General features: G+C 61.0%; 19 protein-coding genes. 14 read left to right on the top strand and 5 right to left on the bottom strand.

The genetic code is table 11. The features are described 5' to 3' along the window. The first annotated feature begins 499 nt into the window (after positions 1–499). The 6 genes from DW661_RS00805 (at position 500) to DW661_RS00780 (ending at position 6,916) form a co-directional block, all read left to right on the top strand. Entirely contained in the window at positions 500–3,850 is a 3,351-nt protein-coding gene (locus tag DW661_RS00805) for a CAP domain-containing protein (RefSeq protein ID WP_118934162.1), read from the top strand. 105 nt (positions 3,851–3,955) lie between these two features. Continuing rightward, complete coding sequence (locus tag DW661_RS00800; RefSeq protein ID WP_118450621.1) at positions 3,956–4,312, top strand: hypothetical protein; 357 nt, start codon at positions 3,956–3,958, stop codon at positions 4,310–4,312. 153 nt (positions 4,313–4,465) lie between these two features. Further along, entirely contained in the window at positions 4,466–4,705 is a 240-nt protein-coding gene (locus DW661_RS00795) for a hypothetical protein (protein WP_117635619.1), read from the top strand. 85 nt (positions 4,706–4,790) lie between these two features. Further along, the gene (locus DW661_RS00790; protein ID WP_118450619.1) at positions 4,791–5,546 is read left to right on the top strand and encodes a metallophosphoesterase; all 756 of its coding nucleotides are present in this window, start codon (positions 4,791–4,793) and stop codon (positions 5,544–5,546) included. A 9-nt stretch (positions 5,547–5,555) separates the two neighbouring features. Then, complete coding sequence (locus DW661_RS00785; RefSeq protein ID WP_118450617.1) at positions 5,556–6,194, top strand: metallophosphoesterase; 639 nt, start codon at positions 5,556–5,558, stop codon at positions 6,192–6,194. After that, complete coding sequence (locus DW661_RS00780; RefSeq protein ID WP_118934160.1) at positions 6,191–6,916, top strand: metallophosphoesterase; 726 nt, start codon at positions 6,191–6,193, stop codon at positions 6,914–6,916. Before DW661_RS00785 ends, DW661_RS00780 begins: the two co-directional genes overlap by 4 nt. A gap of 15 nt (positions 6,917–6,931) precedes the next feature. Here DW661_RS00780 and gluQRS read toward each other — a convergent pair whose 3' ends face one another. Beyond that, the gene (gene gluQRS / locus DW661_RS00775) at positions 6,932–7,951 is read right to left on the bottom strand and encodes a tRNA glutamyl-Q(34) synthetase GluQRS (protein WP_255413574.1); all 1,020 of its coding nucleotides are present in this window, start codon (positions 7,949–7,951) and stop codon (positions 6,932–6,934) included. 510 nt (positions 7,952–8,461) lie between these two features. Between gluQRS and DW661_RS00770 the strand changes: the two genes are divergently transcribed. Next, on the top strand, positions 8,462–10,408 hold the full coding sequence (locus DW661_RS00770) for a DUF2207 domain-containing protein (protein ID WP_158568395.1): 1,947 nt from the start codon (positions 8,462–8,464) through the stop codon (positions 10,406–10,408). Between the two features lie 138 nt (positions 10,409–10,546). Here the strand turns inward: DW661_RS00770 and DW661_RS00765 are convergent, their stop codons facing one another. Continuing rightward, complete coding sequence (locus DW661_RS00765; protein WP_118934153.1) at positions 10,547–11,188, bottom strand: GNAT family N-acetyltransferase; 642 nt, start codon at positions 11,186–11,188, stop codon at positions 10,547–10,549. Between the two features lie 277 nt (positions 11,189–11,465). Here DW661_RS00765 and purH point away from each other — a divergent pair, with 277 nt between their 5' ends. From purH to DW661_RS00745, 4 genes are all read left to right on the top strand, one after another. Next, positions 11,466–13,073, top strand: a complete 1,608-nt coding sequence (purH, locus tag DW661_RS00760) for a bifunctional phosphoribosylaminoimidazolecarboxamide formyltransferase/IMP cyclohydrolase (protein WP_118934152.1) — start codon at positions 11,466–11,468, stop codon at positions 13,071–13,073. Positions 13,074–13,324: 251 nt separating this feature from the next. Beyond that, positions 13,325–14,056 carry a hypothetical protein gene (locus DW661_RS00755; protein WP_118934150.1) on the top strand — a complete coding sequence of 244 codons (732 nt, stop codon included), beginning with the start codon at positions 13,325–13,327 and terminating at the stop codon, positions 14,054–14,056. Between the two features lie 176 nt (positions 14,057–14,232). Then, positions 14,233–14,904 (top strand): response regulator transcription factor, encoded by a 672-nt coding sequence (locus DW661_RS00750; RefSeq protein ID WP_118934148.1) that lies wholly within the window; start codon positions 14,233–14,235, stop codon positions 14,902–14,904. 9 nt (positions 14,905–14,913) lie between these two features. After that, positions 14,914–15,957, top strand: coding sequence for a sensor histidine kinase (locus DW661_RS00745; RefSeq protein ID WP_118934145.1), 1,044 nt, complete (start codon positions 14,914–14,916; stop codon positions 15,955–15,957). A gap of 202 nt (positions 15,958–16,159) precedes the next feature. Here the strand turns inward: DW661_RS00745 and DW661_RS00740 are convergent, their stop codons facing one another. After that, positions 16,160–16,597, bottom strand: coding sequence for a universal stress protein (locus DW661_RS00740; protein WP_117583590.1), 438 nt, complete (start codon positions 16,595–16,597; stop codon positions 16,160–16,162). Positions 16,598–16,846: 249 nt separating this feature from the next. On the opposite strand from DW661_RS00740, the gene DW661_RS00735 reads away from it, so the two are divergent. After that, positions 16,847–17,827, top strand: a complete 981-nt coding sequence (locus DW661_RS00735) for an undecaprenyl-diphosphate phosphatase (RefSeq protein ID WP_089572431.1) — start codon at positions 16,847–16,849, stop codon at positions 17,825–17,827. 227 nt (positions 17,828–18,054) lie between these two features. Next, positions 18,055–20,955, top strand: coding sequence for an ATP-dependent helicase (locus tag DW661_RS00730; protein ID WP_118934143.1), 2,901 nt, complete (start codon positions 18,055–18,057; stop codon positions 20,953–20,955). A 282-nt stretch (positions 20,956–21,237) separates the two neighbouring features. On the opposite strand, the gene DW661_RS00725 is transcribed toward DW661_RS00730, so the two are convergent. Continuing rightward, positions 21,238–22,170 (bottom strand): type I phosphomannose isomerase catalytic subunit, encoded by a 933-nt coding sequence (locus tag DW661_RS00725; RefSeq protein WP_370448132.1) that lies wholly within the window; start codon positions 22,168–22,170, stop codon positions 21,238–21,240. Between the two features lie 72 nt (positions 22,171–22,242). Next, complete coding sequence (locus DW661_RS00720) at positions 22,243–22,962, bottom strand: GntR family transcriptional regulator (protein WP_118934139.1); 720 nt, start codon at positions 22,960–22,962, stop codon at positions 22,243–22,245. 302 nt (positions 22,963–23,264) lie between these two features. Between DW661_RS00720 and DW661_RS00715 the strand changes: the two genes are divergently transcribed. Next, positions 23,265–24,665 carry a glycoside hydrolase family 1 protein gene (locus DW661_RS00715; RefSeq protein WP_118934137.1) on the top strand — a complete coding sequence of 467 codons (1,401 nt, stop codon included), beginning with the start codon at positions 23,265–23,267 and terminating at the stop codon, positions 24,663–24,665. Positions 24,666–24,715 lie beyond the last annotated feature (50 nt).

Here is a 24,715-nt window from a genome sequence, read left to right as displayed (position 1 = left end):
ATGAATGTGGGAGGTGTTCGGATAAAGTCGATAATCAAGGGATTAGTTATATGTGCTAGAAAACTAAAATTGTTCTTGCAACATACAAGCGGAGCGCATATACTGCAGTCATAGCGTATGAGATGGGGTCTCTAAAAGAGGCCAAGCACAGCAATTTGAGTTTATGTAGACGGGACTTGAGCATGAACACCAGCAGTTTCTCCTTTAACAACGATAATAGTGGTTACATTAATCTCGAGACTATCTTTGGTTGCACTGTCGGTTCTCGCGCAGAGAACGGGCTTGTATTTCTAGATGAAGAGAAGCCATGCGGCGAAGAACTCGAGTATTTAGATGAGATTGAGCGCGAGCGGAACTATGAGTTTGGTTTTTGCGGAGATCAGTTTCATCACGATTCAATTCGCTCAATTTAATTACCCCGTTATCACCTCTTTTTAATGGGGCAAGTCAGATCGACTATCTGTGGCAAACAACGGCTCACCGTGGGAAGGAATCGGCAATGAGCAAGAACATGAACAAGGACATGAACGGCAAGGCTTTGGGTAAGGCCAAGGCGGCTGGACGCGTGGCGACAGTTGCTGCGGCGACGATTGCCATGACGGGCGGCTCGCTGCTGTCGCCCCTGGCCGCGGCGGCGCAGGGTGCGGATGGCATTGGCGCTGCGGGCGCAACGGCTGCGGTGATGTCGCCGCTGACGAGCGCTGCGGCCGCCGGTGCTGGCGCGGGTGCTGTGTCTGCGGCGCAAAAGGTCGCCGACCTGCAGGCTGCAGTTGATGCGGCGCGTGCCAAAGCTGCTGCTGCCAAGGCCGATCTGGAAGCGGCTGCTGCTCCCTACGATGCTGCTGCCGCCAACCAGCAGCGGGCGCAGGGCGTCTATGACGCGGCCCGCGGTGCAAGTGATAGCGCGGTTTCCGCTGCCTCGGCCGGGCTGGAAAAGCAGCTGGGCGCTGCGCAGGACAAGGCCGATTTGGATGTCAAGACGCTTGAGGACGCTCAGGCTGCGCTCGATGCCGCCAAGAAGAACCTGACGGACAAGGACGAAGCCCTGGTTGCCGCGCAGAAGGCGGCCGCCAATGCCCAGTCTGCGCTTGAGACCGCACGGGCTGCTGCATCCGACGCCACGCCCGAGGCCGTAGCCGCCGCTCAGGCGGCCGCAGAGCAGGCTGCGAGTGATTTGGAGCAGGCAAAGCAGCAGGCCGCTGATGCGCAAGCCAAACTCTCGGATGCCCAGGCGGCTGCCGATGCCGCCGCTGCCAAGCAGCGGGAAACGCAGGTCAAGCTTTCGGCAGCTCAGCAGGCAAAGACCGCGGCAGATGCGGACGTGGACGCCGCACGGGCGAGCTATGACGCGGCCAAGGCCGATCTGGATCGAGCCGAGCAGGGCGCTGCGGGCCCGGAGTACGAGGACGCCAAGGCAAAGGTGACTGCTGCGTCCGAGGCGCTGACGGCCGCCAAGGCCACGCAGGCGCAGCGCGAGGGCGAGCTTGCCGCCGCCGAGCAAGAGGCGACTGCCGTCGAGGGCGAGGTGCAGACTGCCCAGCAGGCAGTTGCCAATCAGCAGCAGGTTGCCACCGATGCCCAGACCAAGCTGGATGACGCGGCTGCCGCCAAGACGGCAGCCGATGCCGCCCTTGACCAGGCCAAGGCCGATCATGCCTCCGCGCTTACGGAGTTGGCCGACGCCCAGGTCAAGCTCTCGGCAGCCAAGGACGAGAAAGACGCTGCAGACAAGGCGCTCAATCAGGCGAAGGCCCAAAAGCAGCAGGCCGATCAGGCTGTGGCTCAGGCCCAGGCCAAGCTCGATGCCGCTCAGGCAACGGCGAACGCGTCGGCGGAGAATTACCGTCAGGGTGCTATCGCGTTCTTTAAAAGTGTGGGCGCCGACGATGCGGCGAATATCATCCTCAACTGCAAACTCGCTAACTACAACAAGGTGGGCGAGGAGGTCGACGCGACAAGCCTGACCAATATGAAGCAGGCGGTCGTGTGGCTCAAAGCGTGCAACGAGTATCGCGCAAGCGTTGGCCTAGGCGAGCTCAAGGTGACGTATGCCATGATGGCGACTGCCATTGCCGATGCGAACTTCTCGGATACGAAAGTCGCGCACGCTCAGCAGTTTAACGTGGGCGAGAATGTGGCGTGGAACTACGGAAGCAATCCGTTTAAGCAGTGGGTCGATCAGGAGAAGGCCATCTTTAATGCTGCCGCCGCCTCGCTGGGCGCATCGGGCCTTACGGGAAAGGCCGCTTACGATTTCTATACGGCGCATAGCTCCCAGATTGATAACTACGCCGCACTGCACGGTGGATCAAGCCCCTCGGTCGGCCATTACATCAACGTGATCAACCCCGATTACACCGTGACGGGCATGGGCGTTTGCACGCGAGGGACGCTGTACGGGAGTACACAGGCGCAGACATTTGTATATTCTGGTCAATGGTACAAGCCGTATAACCTCAATCCGATGACGGTTGCAGAGTATGAGGCTGCGTTGAACGCGTGGTGTGACGCTCTGGCAAATCCCGAGCAGGGCGTGGACGCGGCACGCAAGGAGCTTGCTGCGGCGCAGGGCGTTGCCGAGGATGCGGGCAACAAGGTGAATGTTGCATCGCAGGCCGTTGCGGCAAAGCAGGCCCAGGTTGAGCGTGCTGCCGCTGACGTCGATACTGCGGCTGCCAAGGCCTCTGATGCCCAGGCTGCTGTGGAGCAGAAACAAGCTGTAGCTGATGCCGCCGCGCGTGCCGTGAGCGATGCCCGCGCCGATTTGAGCGCTGCCAACGCCGTTGTTGCGGCGGCACAGGATGCCGTGGCTGCCAAGTCTGGCGAGCTCGACATTGCCAAGGGCAAGGCGGCTGCTGCCAAACGCGCGCTGGACGCCGCTCGTACCGGTGTTGACGAAAAGCAGGATGCACTTGCCGCGGCCCAGGATGAGCTGGCGGCATACTCAGCCGATATCGCCGCTGCTCAGCGTGCGTTTGATGCGGCATCGTCTGCACTCGAAGACGCTCGTGCCAATCAGCGCGTGGCGGAGGCCGAACTTCTTGCCGCCCAAGGCGATGCCGATCAGGCAGGCATCGATGCTGCTGCCACTCAGGCGGAGCTCGATATGGCCCAGCAGGCTGCGAGCGATGCCGACGCCGTCGTGGCAACGGCTCAGGCAAAATCTGATGCAGCTGCCGGGCGTGCCTCTCAGCTTAAGAATGCCGCTGCGGCACTTGCCAGGGCCACAGAGGGCAAAGCCACTGCCGATGTCGCGCTCGATGCTGCGGAGGTGGCCGTGAGCGATGCCGAGTACGACGTGGTGGAGGCTGGCGATGCCGTGGCGAATGCAACTGCCGCCCGCGATGCCTCTGCCGCCGCGGTTGCCCGCCTGCGCAGCGTCAATCTTGCCGAAGCCATCGTCAATGGCAGCGCTGACGATGCGGACGAGGCGCTCAACGTCAAGATCGCTGCGGCCCACGATGCCGCCGAGCGTGCCGCGACCGCCAAGGCCGAGCTCGATGCCGCCGTGGCTGCGACGGATGCCGTGGCGCCGGCATACTTGGAGGCGCTTGCAAACTACACCGCCGCCAAGGCCGAGCTCGACCAGGCTATTGCCGAGCTCAACGCCGAGATTGCTCGCCAAGAGGCCGCCGAACGCGGGAATGGCGAGCAGGCTCAGACCGCTACGCAGGTGACGTACCAGGCCAAACATGCGGTGGCAACAACCGAGATTGCGACGCAGCAGACGGCGATGCCTGCCACGGGCGATGCGTTCGACCTGCTGGGCGAGACCTTCGTTATCGGCGGCACGGTCCTGGTAGCCGCCGGTGTCTTCCTGTCCGATAAACGCCGCCAGCTGATTCGTTAGGGACAGAAGGGGCTGCGGGCCATTTTCGGCGCGTACCGTGGGGGGTGATGAGGCTCCATGCGGCGCGCGCTGCCTTGTTCTTTAAGAGCGATTAAGGAGGGACATATGCAAATTAGGGGAGAGGCCGCGATCGTCTGTGGATTCATGGCGGGCCTGGCAACGGGGCTGCTGTTCGATGGATGTTTCGACAGCTATATCAATCGGTTCTGCGATTCTGGTTTTTCGAGAGGCAAGCCTTGGAAAACAGCGTCGGCTCATCGAGAAGCGACCGCGCCCATCGAGCCCCGCAGTGTGGATACCTCAAAAATCAAGGTAATCGTCACTAAGAACGGCAAGATTTATCACCGCTCTGCTGGATGCAAGAACCTTCCTCAAAACGCCATCAGAACAAGCGTGCCTTTGGCGACCGCGCTCAAGCGAGGAAAGATCCCCTGTTCAGCATGTTGCCCGTCGGCGGTTTAGGAGATTCTTCAGGGCTGCTCTGCAAGGATATGGGTCCCTGCGGACGCGTGGGTTTAAAAACGTGTCCGCACGACATGTGACACTTAACCTGCCGTCATGCTCCGTCGCGGCGGCATGCATCTGAACAGCGACCCTCTAAGGAGTTCGATATCGATGAGTGACAACACCAAACATCTCGCAAAGAAGTGCGTCAAGGACGCGGGGCCGTGTCTCGCGCTGTGCGCAGCCGGCGCAGCGATCGCGCTGCTGGCTGTTCTGGGGCCATTCGACGTGCTCCGAAGTGCCAGTTCCCTGCACGTCATCATCGCCCTTGCCGGTGCCATGATGACCGGCGGCGTGCTCGATCTGATCTTTTGGGTGTTTGACCCGTTTGGATGGAAGAACGAGGGGTAAGCCCTAAGGGATGCAGATGCCGGGGCAGACCCGCAATTTCTGCTATCGATTTGTCCAGAGTCGCACAGCGCGGAGGTGTTGTTTGATGTCCATTTTCGTTACCGGAGACGTTCACGGTGTTGCCGAGTACGGGGCGAGCCGCTTCTCGTCGCGCGTTTGGCCATTGGGTCGTACGCTGACGCGCGATGACGTGGTGATCGTTGCCGGTGACTTTGGCTTTATATGGAGTGGCTCAAACACCGACAAATACTGGCTCGACTGGTTTGAGTCCAAGCCCTGGACCACGTGTTTTGTCGACGGTAATCACGAGAATCACCATTTGCTGGCGGGGCTGCCGATCCGAGAGTGGAACGGGGGCCTCGTTCACGAGGCTCGCCCACATGTGCTGCACCTGATGCGCGGCGAGGTGTTCGACATCGCGGGGAACACGGTGCTCGCCATGGGTGGAGCCGCGAGCCATGACAAACAGTGGCGCCGGGAGGGAAAGACGTGGTGGCCCGAGGAAATGCCGAGTGAGAGCGAGGTGGAATACTGTCGCGCCTCGCTCGATCGTGTGGGCTGGAAGGTCGACTATGTTGTGACTCACGAGGCGCCGGTCGATTTGGCAGACGAGCTGTGCATGGAGTGCAATCGCGAGTTCTACGACGATTCGCTGCAGGCCTTTTTGGGCGAGCTCGATGGGCGACTCGACTACCGCACCTGGTTCTTTGGCCATTACCATGACGATGAATGGCGCGATGAAAAGCATCGCCTTATCTACCAAGATATCGTGCGGATCGAAGCGCGATGTGCCGACGGATTCGGCGAGACGACGAGCAACTATTCCGAGCAAGAGCGTTAGGAGGTCCCCGTGATCTGGTTTACCAGCGATACTCACTTTGGACACGAGAACATGCTACGGCTTAGCGATAGGCCTTGGTCGACTGTTGCGCAGATGAACGACGCCATGGTCGCCAACATTAACAGCAAGGTTGCTGTGGACGACGAGCTCTACATTTTGGGTGACTTTAGCTTTAAGATGACGGTCAAAGAGGCCTACGAACTGCGCAAAAGCATCGTATGCAAGCGCGTCCACCTGCTGCCCGGCAACCACGACAAAGACTGGACGCAGCCTGCGGTGGCGGATGCCTTTATCGTCGAGCCGTCCATTTGCGTGCTCAAGATCGACCGCCAAAAAATCGTGCTGAGCCACTATCCCATGGCTGACTGGCAGGGCATGTCGCACGGCAGCTGGCATTTGCACGGGCATATCCACAGTTGCGGCGGCGCGTACAACAATTTCAACTGCAGGCAGGGACTGCTGCGCTATGACGTGGGTGTCGACGCCAACGGCTACGCCCCGGTGAGCCTGGGGGAGCTCAAGACGTGGTTTGCGCAGGTCGACGAGCCGACGTGTTGCGTTAAATGGCCGTGGTGGGTCAACGCCACGGGCGACGAGCAGGTCGAGCGCGATCTCGAAGCCTATAAGAGGGAAGTGATGATCCGATGACGGTCTATGTGACGGGTGATGTCCACGGTGGTCTCGACATGCAAAAGCTGCGCGACTGGGATCTTGGGGATAGCCTGACGAGCGACGACTATCTGATTGTCGCGGGCGACTTTGGCTTTCCGTGGGATTTCTCTGCCGAGGAATGCGCCGACATCGCCTGGCTGGAATCGCGTCCCTATACCGTGCTGTTCGTCGACGGCAATCACGAGCGTTTCGATTACTGGGCGGAGCGCCCCCTGGAGTTGTGGCACGGTGGACTGACGCAACGCCTGTCGGACACCTCGCCTATACGGCGCCTGACGCGCGGCGAGGTTTTTGAGCTCGGTGGGTCAACGATCTTTACCATGGGCGGCGCCACGAGTGTGGACAAGGAATACCGCATCCCGTATTCCAGCTGGTGGCCGCAGGAGCTGCCGGGCGAGCGCAACTTTGAGGAGGCGCGGGCAAAGCTCGATAGCGTGGGCTGGAAGGTCGACTACGTGATCACCCATACCTGCTCCACGCGCATGCTCTCGCCCACGCTCTATCCGGCACCTGGCTGGAATTATCCAGCTGTCGATCGGCTTACGGCATTTTTCGACGAGCTGGAAGATCGCTTGGACTACAAGCGCTGGTACTACGGGCATTTTCATCGGGATGCCAACCCGGCCGAGCGCCACGCCGTGCTCTACGACTGCATCGTTCGCTTGGGCGACGAACTCCAGTCCTGGGATGTTGCGTAGAGGCGGGGTGGCTGGCTACTCGACCGTTACAGTGATGTTCTCCCGATGCGCGCGGATGACGTCCCAGCTAAAGTGCTCGACCAGCTGCTCGGCGGTACGCGGCGTGGTGTCCGGCGCGATGCCTGTTTGCCCGGCGAGCCATCCCAACAGTGCCTTGGGTGTGCCAAAGCGGGTGCGGAGCTCGCCCAGGTCCAGATCGCAATCGCGCTTGGAAAGGCGGCGGCCGTCCGGCGACATGAGCAGCGGAATGTGCGCGTAGCGCGGTGTGGGCAGTCCCAGCAGATGTTGCAGATAGATCTGGCGCGTCGTGGAACCAAGCAGGTCGCATCCGCGTACGATCTCGGTGACGCCCATGGCAGCGTCGTCGACCACCACGGCCAGCTGATAGGCAAACACGCCGTCGCTGCGGCGCACCAAAAAGTCGCCGCACTCGGTGGCGAGTGCCTCGCATTGGGCTCCGTACGTGCGGTCCACGAATTCGATCACGTCGCCGGCGAGGTCGTCGACGTCGGGCACACGCAGACGCGTGGCCGGAGCGCGCAGGATGCTGCGGCGGGCAACCTCCTCGGCAGAAAGGCCTCGGCAGGCGCCACGGTAGATGGGCGTGCCGTCGCTCGCGTGCGGTGCACTCGCGGCGTGGAGCTCGGCGCGTGTGCAAAAGCAGGGATAGGTGAGGCCGGCGTATTGCAACTGGTGCAGGGCGTCCTCGTACAAGTCCAGGCGGTCGTGCTGGTAGTAGGGGCCTTCGTCCCACTCCAGCCCCAGCCAGGCCAGGTCGTCAATCAATTGAGCGGCAAGTTCGGGGCGCTTGCAGCGATCGTCCAGGTCCTCAATGCGTAACACGATGCTGCCGCCCTGGCTGCGGGCCGAAAGCCACGCGCACAGGCAGCTGAACACGTTGCCCAGGTGCATGCGGCCCGAGGGTGACGGGGCAAAACGGCCCACGACAGGCGCGGGGGCGGGGACGAGCTTGCTGTTGGTCGCCGTCGACGTGGCCACGGCGGGCGTTGCTATGTTGCATGCGTTGATATCCATGCGGACGAGTATAGCGCGGGGTGAGGTGAGGGGAGGCGTCGTCGATGCTCGCAAGTTGCCGCGGCCACACGTTGCGCGTGCCGGACCACCGGCTCGGCGCCTTAATCGTCGTCAATCAATCTAGCCCTCAAACGACAGAAACCCCGGCAGCTCTTCGCAACTGCCGGGGTTTCCGCGGAAAAGGGGGACATGATCCTCAAGCGGACGGCAAAGGGGCAAACCGTTTTCGCTCAACTGCTTTATGCCCCTCAACTGGCGGCTCAATCAGCGAATGCCGCGCCCACACAAAGCCGCTACACCTGTGATGGAGCTATGAAGTGGTATCTATTGCCGGAGCGGGCTATGCCAAGGAGTGTTCCAGATTACCGGCAGATAGGGAACGTCACCAGGTGCCGGCGGCGGGCGTGACTTTTGTCCCGTTTTGACGCTCCGCTGACCTAGATGTTCGTCACATGAACCCGCAAACGTGGGACAATGACGCTACTGGTACCACAGACAAAGGATGTGCCTATGAACGCCCCCGTTGCCCAGCCCTGTCGGCAGCGCCGCCTGTTTGCGCGGTTCGCTTCCGTCTGCGCACTCGTCGCGCTTGCGTTGTTGCTGCTGCCTGCCGTCGCGCACGCCGACGGCTACTCCATGAGCCAAACCTATATCGGTGCCACGGTTGAGGCCGATGGCTCGCTGACCGTTGTCGAGGGACGCCAGTTCGATTTCGACGATGACATTAACGGCGTGTATTGGGATATCAATACAGGCTCTAACCAGCAAGGCGGCTCGGTGGTCGTCAATGTGCTGAGCGTCGAGGAAGACGACACTGCGTTTAACAAGGTCGACAGCGCAAATAAAGGCGACGACGGCGTTTACACGGTGGAACAGTCCGACGACGGCGTAAAGATTAAGGTGTTCAGCCCTCACGAGAGCGGCGACAGCGCAATCTACTACGTGAGTTATTCCATGACCGGTGCGGTTATGAACTGGGCCGATACCGCCGAGCTCTACTGGAAATTCGTCGGCGACGGCTGGTCGGCGGACTCCGATGACGTCGAGATGGAAGTCTACTTTGCAAATGCCGCTGCCGGGACGGCTGCCGTCAAGGGCGATAACTTCCGCGCATGGGGCCACGGCCCGCTGACGGGCGACGTGTCGCTCGATGCGGACGAGCCCATGGTCACCTATACCATTCCCTGCGTGCACCAGGGCGAATTCGCCGAGGCACGCATCGCCTTCCCTAGCGACTGGGTGCCGCAGCTTGCCGCTTCGGGCGAAGAGCGCATGTCAACGATCCTGAGCGAAGAGAAGGAATGGGCCGACGAAGCTAACGCCCGCCGTGAGCACGCGCGTGCGGTTGCCAGCGCGATTGCCGTGGTGTGTGTTGTTGTGGCGGTTGCCTATACCGGTGTAATCGTGATGCTCAAGCTGCGCAGGCCCAAGCCCAAGCCGCTCTTCCAGGACGAGTACTTCCGCGATGTGCCCTCCGCCGATCATCCCGCGGTGCTTGCAACTCTTATGAGCTGGAACGACGTGCCCGATCAGGCATATATCGCCACGCTGATGAAGCTGACCGACGACCGCGTGATCAAGCTGGAAGAAGCGACCGAGACCAAGAAGAAGGGTCTGCTCCGTCGCGAAAAAGAGGAGCAGACGTATCGCATCACAGTGACCGACGAGGCCTGGAAGGCTGCCAAGAAGGACGGCATCGATCGCGACGTGCTCAAGGTCTTCTTCGCTGGCGTTAAGCCCGATAAAGACGGCGTCCGTTCGCGCACGTTTAGCGAGCTGGAGGAGTATGCCAGCGAGCGTACTGAATCTGTTGGCGACAAGCTCGAGGACTATCAGAGCACGGTTAAGGGCAAGCTGGAGGAGTGCGAGTTTATCGCATCGGATGGCACTATCGCGATGGTGGCCGGCCTGGTTCTCGGCATCATCATTGTCTTTGGCATTTTGGGCTCTCTGTTCTATACCGACTTTGCGGACGCCAACGTCGGTGCCGCTATGATTTCGATCCCCGTCACGATCGTGGGCTTTGTCCTGAGCTGCACCTTCCGCCGTTACACGCCGGAGGGCGCCGAGGTGGCGGCTCGCTGCAAGGCGCTCAAGCATTGGCTCGAGGACTTTACGCGCCTGAAGGAGGCCATTCCCAGCGACCTGATCTTGTGGAACAAACTGCTGGTGATGGGCGTTGCTCTGGGCGTTTCGAAAGAAGTGCTGCGACAGCTGGCCGAGGCCGTGCCGCCCGAGGTGCGCGAGGCCGACGATTTCTACGACAATTATCCCTGCTACTGGTGGTACTACCATCATTACGGTATCGAGTCTCCGCTCGATTCGTTCGATGACGTGTATCACGAGAGCATCCGTGAGCTGGCGTCGAGTTCCGATAGCTCGAGCGGCGGCGGTGGTGGCGGCTTCTCGGGCGGCGGCGGAGGCGGCGGCGGCGGAGGCGGCGGCGGAACGTTCTAGCGAGTTCTGATTTTTGGGATGGATCTTCTCCGGCGACTGCCGACGGATCCATCCCATTTTTATGCGCTACCTACGAAGACTGTCCCCAACGACTAGTCATTTAAGAACGTCCCCAACGACTAGGTGCTGCTGCTTGGGCTAGGCTGTTAGGTCGAGTTCGTAGAGAAAGCTTTCGCGCGGCATGTCGTGACGACGCTCTTCGCGGTTGGCGCGGTGCGTGGCCGTGCGCTTAAAGCCGTGCAACTCGTAGAACTTCCACGAGCAGTTGGAGTCGGTGTACAGGTGCGCCCTTGTCGCCCCGCGCGAGGACAGGTACGAGACCGCGGCATCGAGCAACACTGAGCCTACACCCAGGCCGTGGACATCGGGATCGACGGCGAGCAGCGTGACTTCGTTGTCGTGCGGCAACGGGCTGCTCTCGAGCAGGCGGTTGTTGGTTCGGATGGTTGCGCGCACAAACGAGAGATACTCGGCGCAGACATCGGGCTCCAGCTCGCGCATCTGCGAAAGCAGCGCGCGTTCGGTATCCATCCAGTGTTCCTTAACGGTGGCGCCGGAACTCTGTCCCGCGCGCGCGAGCGCAATGCCACGCGCCTGACCGTCAATCACCGCAACCTGCGAAAACGTCGACGACGAAAGGCAGTAGGCAAGGTCGCACGCGGCCTCGAGGCGGTTGTACTCATCGTTATCCGAATTGTTATGCCAAAGCTGCTGCAGAATCAGCGCGATGGCGTCGAAGTCTTCGGTGTCAAACGGTCGGTAGAGAACCCGCGAGACCATAGTGCCTCTTTCTTTTGCGGATGCATATCGAGCACAGTTCTACCACGCCATTGGCATCTAATTATGGTGCCCCTGTGTTCCATGAACTCACCGCGCCCGGTGCTGCGCCCATGCCCTCCGCTCGCAAGCTTTTTCTGCACATGCGACCGTTGCGGGGTGCATCGACGCGCTCGATGCGCTACATTAAATCAGTATTTTCAATGCCGCTGCGCGAGCGCTGCAGATCGACGTATCACCGACTCACAGAGCACGGCGGCGTACCAGACAGGAGGACTGCATGGGATCTGATGTGAAGATCGCACGCGCGTTGATCTCGGTTACCGATAAGACGGGCGTCGTCGATTTCGCACGGACGCTGGTCGATGACTTTGGCGTCGAGATCATCTCTACGGGCGGCACGGCTCGTGCCATCGAGGACGCGGGCGTTCCCGTAACCCCCATCGAGGAGTTCACGGGCTATCCCGAGATGATGGACGGCCGCGTTAAGACCCTGCACCCCAAGGTTCACGGCGCGCTGCTGGCCCGCCGCGATTCCGAGCAGCACATGCAGGAGGCCGCTCAGCACGGCATTAAGCTGATCGACCTGGTCGTCGTCAACCTGTACGAGTTCGAGAAGACCGTTGCCAACCCCGAGGTCACCTTCGCGGATGCCATCGAGCACATCGACATCGGCGGTCCCTCCATGCTGCGCTCTGCTGCCAAGAACGCCACGAGCGTTACCGTCATCTCCGATCCGGCCGACTACGACGCCGTCCTGGCCGAGATGCACGAGACCGGCGGTTGCACCACGCTTTCCACCCGTCGTCGCCTGCAGGTGAAGGTCTACCAGACCACCGCCGCCTACGACACGGCTATCTCCCGTTGGCTTGCCGCCCAGGCAAGTGACGTGGCGGATACCTCTGCCAAGCTCGAGATTTCGCTGGAGAAGGTCGACGACCTGCGCTATGGCGAGAATCCTCAGCAGAAGGCTACGGTCTACCGCTTTGCCGAGGGTTGCGAGAACACCGCGAGCTCGCAGTTTCCGCTCGTGGGCTCCGAGCAGATCCAGGGCAAGCCGCTCAGCTACAATAACTATCTGGATGCCGATGCCGCTTGGAACCTGGTCCGCGAGTTCGACGAGCCTGCCTGCGTGATCCTCAAGCACCAGAACCCCTGCGGCTCCGCCGTTGCCGAGGACATTACGTCCGCTTACGACCGCGCCTTCGCCTGCGATCCCAAGAGCGCCTTCGGCGGCATCATCGCCTGCAACCGCGAGGTTCCCTTTGAGCTGGTTGAGCACTTTGCCGATCGGAACAAGCAGTTCGTCGAGGTCATCATCGCCCCGAGCTACACCGATGAGGCACTCGAACGCATGGCTAAGCGTCCCAACCTGCGCGTGCTGGCTACCGGCGGCGTGGACCACGGCGCCCAGGTGGAGCTGCGCTCCATCGACGGCGGCATGCTGGTGCAGGAAGTTGACCACGTGACCGAGGATCCCGCGACCTTTACGTTCCCCACCGACCGCAAGCCCACCGACGCCGAGATGGCCGAGCTTGAGTTTGCCTGGAAGGTTTGCAAGGGCGTTAAGTCCAACGCCATCCTGGTCTCCAAGGGCAAGGCCGGCATTGGTATGGGCCCCGGTCAGCCCAACCGCGTGGATTCCGCGTTGCTGGCCTGCGAGCGCGCCGAGGACTTCTGCGAGCGCGAGGACGTGGAAAAGGGCGGCTTTGCCTGCGCAAGCGACGCGTTCTTCCCGTTCCGCGACAACGTCGACGTGCTTGCCGAGCATGGCGTGACCTGCATCATCCAGCCCGGCGGCTCCAAGCGCGACGACGAGAGCATCCAGGCCTGCAACGAGCATGGTATTGCGATGGTCTTCACGGGCGCTCGCCACTTTAGGCACTAAGTAGGGAAGCGGCGCTGCGGCTTGCCCAGCCACCGCACCTTGCCGTTCATTCGTCGCTCGCGTACCCAAGTACGCGTCGCTCCTCTTTCACGGCAATCTGCGGCACCTGGGCAACCCTCGCCGACCTGTTAGGTTGACTGGGGAGGATGGGATGTTATCTCGTCCCTTGGACTGGCCTCGCTTCTAAAATAATCTCTGCAAAAGACGGCCGCTCCGTTTGGAGGGCCGTCTTTTTGGTATAAGAGGACGGAATGACTAACACGAAAGGTATGACCATGCCCCAGATTGATGATGCAGAGCTGTTTGGCAATGCCGAGGACCAGCGTGCGTACGAGGACTTTTGCGCCAATCAGGAGGCGGTCGAGAAGTTTACGCTCGACAAGCCCGCGCTTATCTGCCGTTGGCGCATGTCCAACAAAAAGGTGCCCATGCTCAACCGTCACATTCGCGCGCTGTCCGAGCGCTTGGTGCAGGGCGAGCCGCTTACCCATAACATGCTCAGCTGGGCCAAGCAGCACGTTGAGTGGTCGCTTGCCGAGGGCGATTACACCGCGCACGACGGCGTACTCATGCTGGTGATCGACATCAACGGCAACGCTGCCATGACGGTGGGGGAGTACGAGCCGCTAGCCGATACGTCGGCCAAGGCGCTGCGTGCCCGCTCCGCCGAGGCCCGCTCCGAGGCCGACGAAACCGGCGTGGCGCCCGAGCTGCTCGCTGCCGTCAACAACGGCGAGCTGGCCTTTGTGGCGCCGGCGGACGAGTGCCTGTGTGGCACGGCGACGCTCATCGAGCAGCTGGCCCAGACCAAGGGCATCTCGGTCACGCGCGTAGACATTCCCGCGCAGCTCAAGGGTGCCTTGTTCCTGGTGAGCGACGAGCACGGCGTGGTTCCCGCTGCCGATGCCGACGCCGCCGAGTCCGATGCAGCGACGGTCGCCTTTTTTGCCGACGGCTACGAAAAGCTCCGCGCCCGCCGCTAAATGATTTTTCTGGGACGGGGATTTTATAATCATTTGATCCCCGCACCCGTTGCGAGCGAGGGCGAGTCGGACCTTTCGTTCGCGAACAGTTCTGTCACCTTGTTGCCGCGCGAGGCGCGTACTTGCGGCTCCGCAGCCATAATGGTGGCAAGACAACCAAGAAGGGAACGGAATCCATGGCGCTGATCTATATCGTTGAGGACGACGAGCCCATTCGTCGCGAGCTTGCCGACATCCTTGCCCGTGCCGGTTTTGAGGTCGAGGCCTGCGAGTCGTTCGAGCATGTCTCGCGTGACATCCTGGCCGCTGCACCCGACTTGGTACTGCTCGACCTGACGCTTCCCGTCAAAGACGGCCAGCATATCTGCCACGAAGTCCGCCACGAATCCGAGGTCCCCATCATCGTCCTCACCTCGCGCACGACCGAGATCGACGAGGTCATGGCCATGACGCTCGGCGCGGACGACTTTGTTCCCAAGCCCTATAGCGCGCGCGTGCTCGTGGCGCGCATCAACGCACTGCTGCGTCGCACCGCGGCGTCAGGCGAGCGCAGCACGCTCGTCCACAAGGGGCTGGAGCTCGACCTCGCCCGCTCTATGGTCACCAACACGGCGACCGGCGACAGCACCGAGCTCACCAAAAATGAGCTGCGCATTCTCTCGCTGCTCCTGAGCCGCGCGGGCAAGATCGTCTCGCGCTCGGCCATCATGCAGGACCTGTGGGACTCCGACGCCTTCGTGGACGACAATACGCTCACCGTCAACATCAACCGCCTGCGCACCACGCTCGAAAAAATCGGCATCAAGGGGTATTTGACGACGCATCGCGGCCAAGGCTATTCGGTCTAGGGGCCGGCTATGTCGTTTGGCAAGTTCTTTAAAGATGCACTGCTTCCCGTCGCCGTGTGGACGTGCGGCGTGCTGCTGAGCTGCTTTGTGCTGACGGTCGCCGGCGCACCCGTTTCTATCGTGGTCGTGGCGGTTGGCGTGTCCTTTATCTTCGGTATGCTCGGCATCGTGATCGAGTACGCTCGCCGTCGCCGTTTTCTGCGTCAGTTGGAGCGCGCGGCAGAGGAGCTCGAGAGTCCCGCATGGGTGCAGGAGATGGTGCAATGCCCAACCTATGCCGAGGGCGAGCTCGAGTACGAGGTCCTGTGCCGGGTGGGCAAAGCCGCCTGCGACGAGGTTGCCGAGGGCCGGCGTCAGACCGAAGACTATCGCGACTATATCGAGAGCTGGGTCCACGAGGCCAAGCTGCCCCTGGCGGCGGCCCATCTGATTCTTGAAAACCTAGACGGCAGCGAAGACGACCTGTCGCGTGTGGATGACCTGGGTCGCGAGCTGGCTCGCGTTGAGCGCTATATCGACCAGGCACTGTACTATGCGCGCTCGGAAGTCGTGGAGCGCGATTACCTGATTCGCCGCTGGGATCTCAAGACCTTGGTGACGGGTGCGATTAAGGCCAACGCGCGCGAACTCATTGCAGCGCACGTGGCTCCGGTGTGCGAAAACCTCGACTTCGAGGTCTTTACCGACGAGAAGTGGCTGGAGTTCATCTTAGGTCAGCTCATCCAGAACAGCATTAAATATGCGCGCGAGGACGGCGCGAAGATCGTGTTTTCGGGCGCGTTGCTGGATGAGGGCCTGGCGAGTGAGCGCATTGAGCTTACCGTTGCCGACAACGGTTGTGGCGTGAGCGCGGCCGACCTGCCGCGCGTGTTCGAGAAGGGCTTTACCGGCGACAACGGCCGCACCACCAAGCGCGCAACGGGCATCGGCCTCTACCTGGTGGCGCGCCTATGCTCCAAGATGGGCATCGACGTCACGGCGGCATCCGACTCCGGCGAAGGCTTTGTCGTAACGTTCGCGTTTTCAACGAATAAGTTCCAATATTTCGAGTAACGCATGCGGCAGACGTCCGCCCAAACAAAACGTGCCACCCCAAACGGGGCGGCACGCCATCTTTTATCAGCCAACTCGCTGAAGTAAGGCTGCGAAGGCCGCGAGGCCGGGAGGGGTTTCCTAAGGGCACATCCCGCAGCCGCAACGCGGCGAGGACGTGCCCGTGGAAACCCCTCAGGCCCCGCGGCCGGTGGGAGCAACGCTACTTTACGACCAAAATGTCGCAGTCGGTATTGCGCAGCAGGAACGTCGAAATCGAACCCAGAAGCGCATACTTGATCGAGGACAGGCCGCGAGCGCCGCAGAGCACCAGGTCGGGCTTGACCACGTCGAGCATCTCGTCTTTGAGCGTCTCGCGAATACGACCGGCGCGTATCATGACCTCGACCTCGGGAATATCGGGATTGGCCTTGGCCTCTTCGAGCTGCTTTTCGATGGAGTTCTTAAAGGCCTCCTCCAGACCGTTGACCAAATCGACCGGATAGGAGCCGGCGCTCTCGAGCGCCGTGGAATCGATAACGTGGCCGATAATCAGCTTGGCGCCGTTGTTCGCGGCGACCTTGATGGCGCGTGCGAGCACAAAATCCTGCTGCTCAGTACCGTCGAGTGAAACAAATACCTTGGTGTAACCCTCGTTCATGGTTTCCTCCTTGGTCTATCGCACGGGCGCGGGGCTCGTGCGTCGGGCGGGCGCGGGTGCGTTGACCGCCGGACACTTTATCTTGTTGCAGTTATACCCAAGGATTTCGGTTTAACTGCTCGCAATTCTGTGAACGGGCGAGTTTTTTGGTAAGGGTAGGCGCGGTCGCACCGCCAACGGTTGATAATGGGACATCGCCCGCATCGTCCGCAGAACATCTACCGGCGGGTGTCTAACGAGGGGGTCCCTTTGGATATTATCGAGCTTCTAAAATCTGCCTTCATGGGCCTGGTCGAGGGCATCACCGAATGGCTGCCCGTTTCGTCGACGGGCCACATGATCTTGGTGGACGAGTTCGTCAAGATGAACGTGAGCGAGACGTTCTGGAATATGTTCCTGGTCGTGATTCAGCTCGGCGCCATTCTGGCCGTCTGCGTGCTGTTTTTCCACGAGCTCAACCCGTTCTCGCCCAGCAAGGGCAAGGAGGGCCGTCGCGACACCTGGGTGCTGTGGGGCAAGATTGTGCTCGGTTGCATTCCTGCGGCGGCGATCGGCCTGCCGCTCAACGACTGGATGGAGGAGCATTTCTACAACGCTCCCGTCGTGGCGCTGGCGCTCATTGTGTACGGCGTGCTGTTTATCGTGATCGAGAACTGGCGCGCGAGCAAGCGCGAGGAAATGGCCGTTGCCGGTTCGTTTGGTTCGCGTGCTGTGGTGTCGGGTGGACGTCCCGCCGGTGCGCACTTTGCGGCGCCCCCCACGGCTACCGCTGAGGATGAGGACGATGACGAGAATCTGGACTTTGGTTCCATCGCCACGCTCGAGGACCTCAGCTGGAAGACTGCGCTGGGTATCGGCTGCTTCCAGGTGCTTTCGCTGGTGCCTGGTACGTCTCGCTCCGGTTCTACCATCATCGGCGGCCTGCTTTTGGGCTGCACGCGCTCGGTGGCGTCTAAGTTCACGTTCTTCCTGGCTATTCCTGTTATGTTTGGCGCGAGTGCGCTCAAGCTGGTCAAGTACTTCATCAAGGGCGGCACGTTCGGCACCAACGAGATCGCCATCTTGGGCGTGGGCTGCGTTGTGGCCTTTGTGGTTTCGCTCATCGCCATCAAGTGGCTCATGGGCTTCGTCCGCCGTCACGACTTCAAGTGCTTCGGCGTCTACCGCATCATCCTGGGCATCGTAGTGCTCGCGTACTTCTTCGTTCTGGAGCCTATGCTCGGCCTGTAACTTGGTTGACGCTGCGCGGCGGCCAGAGCGACAACTTGTCATTCAAAGAGGACGGCATGACCAAAAGGTCTATGCCGTCCTCTTTTTTGGGCGATGGGGCGGGCTTGACGGTGGCGCACGGAGTCGTGGTGTGATTTGCGTCGGTGTCCGCGCGGCTCGGTATACTGGTACGGCTCAAACTATGGCGCTGCCCGCAGGCGCGCCGTCTGTCAGATGAGGAGTCGCCCATGACCCAGCCCTTGCCCTGGGAAAAGAACGCTGCGGTACCCGTGCCGCCCGCGCCGGAGCCCGTGCCGCTCGATGCATACACCGTCCCCGCCGCGCCGGAACCCGAGCTCGTTCCGCTCGACATCTACGACGCCCCGGCTCCGGCGCCCAAGCCCGCCAAGCCGTTCGTCGATATCGATAGCCTGAACCCCGCCCAGCGCGAGGCGGTCCTGACCACTGAGGGCCCACTGCTGGTCCTTGCCGGCGCCGGCTCGGGCAAGACCCGCGTCCTGACCTTCCGCATCGCGCATATGCTTGGCGACCTGGGCGTTAAGCCCTGGCAGGTTCTGGCCATCACGTTTACCAACAAGGCCGCGGCCGAGATGCGCGAGCGTCTGGCAGCACTTATTCCCAGCGGTACCCGCGGCATGTGGGTGTGCACCTTCCATGCCATGTGCGTGCGCATGCTGCGCGAGGACGCCGACCTGCTGGGCTACACCGGTCAGTTCACCATCTACGATGACGATGATTCCAAGCGCATGGTGCGCGACATTATGCAGGCACTCGGCATCGAGCAAAAGCAGTTCCCCATCAACATGATCCGCAGCAAGATCAGCTCGGCCAAAAACGCCATGATCGGGCCCGAGGACATGCTCAAATCCGCCGACAGCCCCAATGACAAAAAGACCGCACAGGTCTATATGGAGCTGGAGCGCCGCCTGCGCGCCGCCAACGCGATGGACTTCGACGACCTGCTCGTGCGCACGCTCGAGCTGCTGCGCACCCGCCCCGAGGTGCTCGACAAGTATCAGGAGCGCTTCCGCTACATTAGCGTCGACGAGTATCAGGACACCAACCACGTCCAGTACGAGATCGCCAACCTGCTGGCCGCCAAGTACCAAAACCTCATGGTCGTGGGCGACGATGACCAGTCCATTTATAGCTGGCGTGGCGCCGACATCACCAATATCCTGGACTTTGAGAAGGACTTTAAAAACTGCAAGACCGTCAAGCTGGAGCAGAACTACCGCTCCACGGGTCATATCCTGAGCGCCGCCAACGCCGTGGTGCGCCACAACTCGCAGCGCAAGGACAAGCGCCTGTTTACGGCCGAGGGCGACGGCGAGAAGATTCAGGCCTTCCAGGCGAGCGACGAGCGCGACGAAGGCCGCTGGATTGCCGGCGAGATCGAGAAACTGCATGCCAAGGGTACGAGCTACGACGATATCGCCGTGTTCTATCGCACCAACGCCCAGTCGCGTATCCTCGAAGATATGTTCCTGCGCGCGGGCGTGCCCTACAAGATCGTCGGCGGCACGCGATTCTTCGACCGTGCCGAGATCCGCGACGTCATGGCCTACCTCAAGATGATCGTGAACCCGGCCGACGAGATGAGCGTCAAGCGCGTCATCAACACGCCGCGCCGCGGCATCGGCTCCACCTCGATTCAAAAGATTGAGCAGCTGGCGCGCGACAACCGTTGCTCGTTCTTCCAGGCCTGCGAAATCGCAACAGCCGAAACGGGCATGTTTAGCGCCAAGGTGCGCAATGGCCTGTCGAGCTTTGTCTCGCTGGTGCGCGAGGGTCGCCGCATGGACGGCGAGCTCAAGGACGTCGTCGAGATGATCGTCGATAAGACGGGCCTGCTGCAGGCTTTCCGCGCCGAGGGCACCATGGAGTCCGAGAGCCGCGCCGAGAACATCCAGGAATTCCTGGGCGTCGCCGCCGAATTTGAGGAGACGCACGAGGATATCGAAGGCACGCTCGAGAGCTTGGAAGAGCTGCGCGCGGCTGGCGTTGCCGATGTGCCGGTTGGCGCTGAGCCCGAGCCCGTTGTGGTGAGCACACCTGCGCCCGAGCCGGGACCGTCCGCACCTGCGTCCTCGTTTGAGGCGCTCGTTGGCGCGCGTGATGCCGCAGGTTCCAATCCGCTCGATAGCCTAGCCGCCCCGGCGCTCTCGCCGCAGGATGCCCTGGCCGCCGCCATTGCGGGCAACGCCTATGCCGCGCCGACGGAGATGCCGGCGGGCGCCGTGCATGCTGACGAGATTGAGCGCACCTACGGCCCGCTCACCTGTAAGGCGCTGCCCGCTCTCATGGAGTGGCTTGCCCTGCGCTCCGACCTGGATTCCCTTGCCGGCGAGACGCATGCCATCACCATGATGACCATCCACTCCGCCAAGGGCCTGGAGTTCCCGGCGGTGTTCGTGGCCGGTATGGAGGAGGGTATCTTCCCGCACGTGCACGACTTTGGCGGCAGCGATGATCCGGGCAAGCTCGAGGAGGAGCGCCGCCTGGCCTACGTCGCCATCACGCGTGCCCGTAAGCGCCTGTTCTTGACCTATGCGGCCACGCGTCGCACCTACGGCTCGACCTCTGCCAACCCGCGCTCGCGCTTCCTCAACGAGATTCCGTTTGAGGATATCGAGTTTAGCGGTATCGGCTCTGCCGGTTTTGAGGGCACGGGCTGGGAGAAGCGCGGCGACCGTCACGGCACCTTTGGTTCGGGCATGGGCTCGGATATGTATGGCGGCAAGGTGTTCGGTTCGCATACGCGCTCGACCGGCGGTTCCGGTTCGCGCGGCGGATCGAGCTTTGACGACTTCTTTGGCGGCAGCACTTATGGCACCGAGCGCCATCGTGGGGTTTCGCCCGACGCCGGCCGCGTTGCCTCGACCTTTGGCTCGGGCGCGCCGCGAGCCAAAAAGCCGTCGTCCAAGGTGTCGCCGACGGTGGAGCGCAAGGTCGATCACGCTAGCGCGTCGCAGGACTTTGCCGCGGGCGATACCGTGAGCCACAAGACCTTTGGCACGGGTACCGTGATCTCGGTCGCCGGAGACATGATCGAGGTCCAGTTCGAAAAGACCGGCCAGACCAAAAAGCTGATGAAGGGCTTTGCACCGATCGTTAAGCTGTCGTGATCCCGGCGGACCTGGGCGGGCGTATAGGGCAACATCGCCTGCTCGGGCAGTCCTGCGCAAGACGGAGAGCACATTAAGTGCTCTCCTTTGCGTGCGGAACTCGCGACCGATGTTGCCCTATACGCCCGCCCAGGTCCTTAGGTAACGGTGCTTGCGAACATCGCTCTGCTCGTCCGCCTTTTTGGTCTGGAGAGCCGGGTGGGCTGATATATGGATATGAGTAGGGGCTCTCCCGTATGTGGACGGGGGAGCCCCTTGTTGCGTTTGGGTTGTTGTGGTGGCTTACAGGTGGCTGATGATTAGCTCCATTTTGCCTTCGAGGTCGATGGAGGCGACGGTGCTGGGGGCTAGCAGATGGCTTCCCTTATGGACTGCCTCGCCGCAGACGGTGCCTTCGCCGTCGATGACCGACAGGCACATGAAGGGCCAGTGCTGGTCGAGGGTCTTGCTGCCGTCGACGCGCACGCGATCGACGGTGTAGCAGGGGTTGGACTCGAGCTCGGTCACGCCGTCGATCTCGGGTGCGGTCACAGTGCCGTCGGTCGGAGCCTGGACATCAAAATCGATGCAGTCGAGGCTCTGCTCAATGTGCAGTGGACGCAGTTTGCCGTCGGTGCCGGGGCGGTCGTAGTCGTACAGGCGATAGGTCACATCGCTCGACTGCTGCGTCTCCAAAATGAGCGTGCCGGTCTTGATGGCGTGCACGGTACCGGAGTCAATCTGGAAAAAGTCGCCCTTGTGGATCGGCAGCACGTTGAGCATGTCGTCCCAGCGGCCGTCCTTGATCATCTGTGCGGCCTCAGCGCGATCCTTGGCGCGCTGCCCGACGATAATCGTGGCGCCGGGCTCGCAGTCCAGGACATACCAACACTCGGTCTTGCCCAGACTGCCGTTCTCGTGCTCGGCGGCGTACTCGTCGTTGGGATGAATCTGAATCGAAAGGTCGTCCTTGGCGTCCAGAATCTTAATGAGCAGCGGGAACTCCTTGCCCTCGCAGTCGCCAAAGAGCTCACGGTGCTCGGACCACAGCCACGACAGCGTGTGGCCGGCATACGGGCCCTCCGCAATCTGGCAGTCGCCGTTGGGGTGGGCCGAGATGGCCCAGCACTCACCGATGGGGCCCTCGGGAATGTCGTAACCAAACACGGTCTCCAGCTGGCGGCCGCCCCAGATCTTCTCGTGGAAGATCGGCGTCAGTTTAATCAAATCGGACATGTGCATACTCCCATAAGGTTGTGCGGGCGCCGCGTAAGACAGCTCAAAACGAGCACCCACCGGATTACAAAACTAGGCCAGCGTTACGTTGTGCAGCTCAAAGCGGTCGCCTACGTTGTGCGAGATAGAATATTCAAACGCGGTGCCGCTATCCAAGAAGCCAATCTGGTTGAGTTCGAGCAGGGGAGAGCCGGGTTTGGTATCCAGGCGCTCAGCCTCTTCCTCAGTTGCCGCGACAGCGCGAATGGTGCGATGGAAGCTCGAAATCTTCAGCCCGCATTGCTCGCGGATAAAGCCGTAGACCGATCCGTACAGGTCCTTCTTTTTAAGGCCCGGGATCAGTTCGAGCGGCATATAGGTGTACTCGATGACGATGGGCTTCTCGTCGACCTGGCGCACGCGCACGATGTGATAGGCGAAGTCATCCTCGGCCATTCCCAGCTGGGTCGCAACCTCTGCCGGCGGATTGACGATCGAGAAATCGTAGACCACCGAGGTCACCTTTTCCCCGCGGTGCTCATACGAAAAGCCCTGGGCACGGTCGTTCTTGCCTTGAAAAAACACCTGGCCGGGAAGCCCCGCCGTGTCCTTGACGTAGGTGCCCGATCCGCGCCGGCTGGTAATAAGGCCTTCCTCGGTGATCTGCTCAATCGCTCGTTTGACGGTGATTTTGGAAACGCTATAGAGCTCACAGAACTCAACGACGGTGGGCAACTTATCGCCCGGCTTAAGGGCGCCATCCTCGATGCTTCGACGGATATCTGCAGCTATTGCCTCGTATTTGGGAATCATGCAATCCTCCCTTCATATTTGCGTCGATATTTAGAAAGTATACCTACTTAAAAAGCATCCATATGGCTTTCATGAAAGAAGTTCGATAAAGAAAAATGAAAAAGACGCTTTACATAGAAAATTAGAGCGCTATAGTTACAGACAACAAGCGAGATGCATTGGCGTTTCCTTGTACTGTTTGAGGACGGTTTTATTTTGGCGGGTTGGATATCGGTATGACCGGTGTGCGCCCGCGCCGGATAACCTGCCAAAGCAAACCCGTCTCCAACCGGAAGCTCTAAGACACGAAAGCGAGGACTTTGATGGCACAGTATCAGCTGCCCCGTGACTTCTTCTTTGGCGCCGCTATGTCCGGCCCGCAGACTGAGGGTCAGTGGAACCAGGGAGGCAAGCTCGAGAACCTGTGGGACACCTGGTCCATCCAGGATCTGGGTTCGTTCTACAACTGCGTTGGCTCTTATGCCGGCAATGACTTTATGGCCAAGTACCAGGAAGACCTTCGCATTCTGAAGGACTTGGGCCTGAATACCTATCGCACTTCCATCCAGTGGAGCCGTCTGCTCGATGCCGACGGCAACCTCAACGAGGAAGGCGCCGCGTGGTATCACGAGTTGTTCCGCGCCTCTCGCGAGGCCGGCCTGGAGCCGTTTGTCAACTTGTACCACTTTGACATGCCCACCTACCTCTTTAACCGCGGCGGCTGGGAGAGCCGTGAGGTCGTCGAGGCTTACGCGCATTATGCCGACGTCGCCTTCCACGAGTTTGGCCAGGAGATTAAGTACTGGTTCACCTTTAACGAGCCCATCGTCGAGCCCGAGCAGCGCTATCAGGAGGGCGTGTGGTTCCCGCAGCTCCACGACTTTAGCCGCGCCCGCACCGTGCAGTATCACATTTCGCTGGCGCATGCGCTGGCCGTGGCCAACTATCGCAAGGCCTATGACGAGGGCGCTACTCGCGCCGATGCCAAAATCGGCATGATCAACTGCTTTACCCCGGTCTATACCAAGGAGAACCCCAACGAGGCAGACCTCGAGGCCGTGCGTATGACCAGCGGCATCAACAATCGCTGGTGGCTCGACCTTATTACCAAGGGCGAGCTTCCTGCCGACGTGCTCGACAGCCTGGCCAAGGGCGGCGTTAAGCTCCCGTTCCGTGCCGGCGACCAAGAGATTCTCAAGCAGGGTGTTGTTGACTGGCTCGGCTGCAACTACTACCACCCCACGCGCGTTCAAGCGCCGGCGAGCAAGGTCGACCAGTACGGCCTGCCGCACTTTGCCGACGAGTACGTATGGCCCGACGCCGTTATGAACGAGAGCCGCGGCTGGGAGATCTACCCGCAGGGCCTCTACGACTTTGGCATGGACTGCGCCAAGAACTACCCCGATCTTGAGTGGTTCGTTTCCGAGAACGGCATCGGCATCATGGACGAATATAAGAACCGTGACGCCGAAGGAACCATTCAGGATGACTACCGCGTCGACTTTGTACGCCAGCACCTGGAGTGGGTTGCCAAGGCAATTGCCGAGGGCGCCAAGTGCCGCGGATACCATTATTGGGCCGTTATCGATAACTGGTCTTGGGCCAATGCCTTTAAGAATCGTTACGGCTTTGTCGAGGTCGACCTTATGGACGGCTACAAGCGCCGCCTTAAGAAGTCGGCGGCCTGGCTCAAGCAGGTCGCCACGACCCACGTGGTTGACTAGCGACCGGGCGAACGCCCAGACCGCGCGCCGCCGCGCGCAACACATGGCAC

This window comes from Collinsella sp. AM24-1 (assembly GCF_003470325.1).
In the GTDB taxonomy this organism is placed as follows: domain Bacteria; phylum Actinomycetota; class Coriobacteriia; order Coriobacteriales; family Coriobacteriaceae; genus Collinsella.
This window is presented reverse-complemented; position numbering and strand designations above follow the sequence as displayed.

Coding starts and splice junctions, on each gene's coding strand:
- gluQRS (WP_255413574.1), bottom strand. CDS start 7,951: ATGGATATCAACGCATGCAACATAGCAACGCCCGCCGTGGCCACGTCG.
- DW661_RS00740 (WP_117583590.1), bottom strand. CDS start 16,597: ATGAACGAGGGTTACACCAAGGTATTTGTTTCACTCGACGGTACTGAG.
- DW661_RS00765 (WP_118934153.1), bottom strand. CDS start 11,188: ATGGTCTCGCGGGTTCTCTACCGACCGTTTGACACCGAAGACTTCGAC.
- DW661_RS00725 (WP_370448132.1), bottom strand. CDS start 22,170: ATGTCCGATTTGATTAAACTGACGCCGATCTTCCACGAGAAGATCTGG.
- DW661_RS00730 (WP_118934143.1), top strand. CDS start 18,055: ATGACCCAGCCCTTGCCCTGGGAAAAGAACGCTGCGGTACCCGTGCCG.
- DW661_RS00790 (WP_118450619.1), top strand. CDS start 4,791: ATGTCCATTTTCGTTACCGGAGACGTTCACGGTGTTGCCGAGTACGGG.
- purH (WP_118934152.1), top strand. CDS start 11,466: ATGGGATCTGATGTGAAGATCGCACGCGCGTTGATCTCGGTTACCGAT.
- DW661_RS00800 (WP_118450621.1), top strand. CDS start 3,956: ATGCAAATTAGGGGAGAGGCCGCGATCGTCTGTGGATTCATGGCGGGC.
- DW661_RS00715 (WP_118934137.1), top strand. CDS start 23,265: ATGGCACAGTATCAGCTGCCCCGTGACTTCTTCTTTGGCGCCGCTATG.
- DW661_RS00780 (WP_118934160.1), top strand. CDS start 6,191: ATGACGGTCTATGTGACGGGTGATGTCCACGGTGGTCTCGACATGCAA.
- DW661_RS00795 (WP_117635619.1), top strand. CDS start 4,466: ATGAGTGACAACACCAAACATCTCGCAAAGAAGTGCGTCAAGGACGCG.
- DW661_RS00745 (WP_118934145.1), top strand. CDS start 14,914: ATGTCGTTTGGCAAGTTCTTTAAAGATGCACTGCTTCCCGTCGCCGTG.
- DW661_RS00750 (WP_118934148.1), top strand. CDS start 14,233: ATGGCGCTGATCTATATCGTTGAGGACGACGAGCCCATTCGTCGCGAG.
- DW661_RS00805 (WP_118934162.1), top strand. CDS start 500: ATGAGCAAGAACATGAACAAGGACATGAACGGCAAGGCTTTGGGTAAG.
- DW661_RS00755 (WP_118934150.1), top strand. CDS start 13,325: ATGACTAACACGAAAGGTATGACCATGCCCCAGATTGATGATGCAGAG.
- DW661_RS00770 (WP_158568395.1), top strand. CDS start 8,462: ATGAACGCCCCCGTTGCCCAGCCCTGTCGGCAGCGCCGCCTGTTTGCG.
- DW661_RS00720 (WP_118934139.1), bottom strand. CDS start 22,962: ATGATTCCCAAATACGAGGCAATAGCTGCAGATATCCGTCGAAGCATC.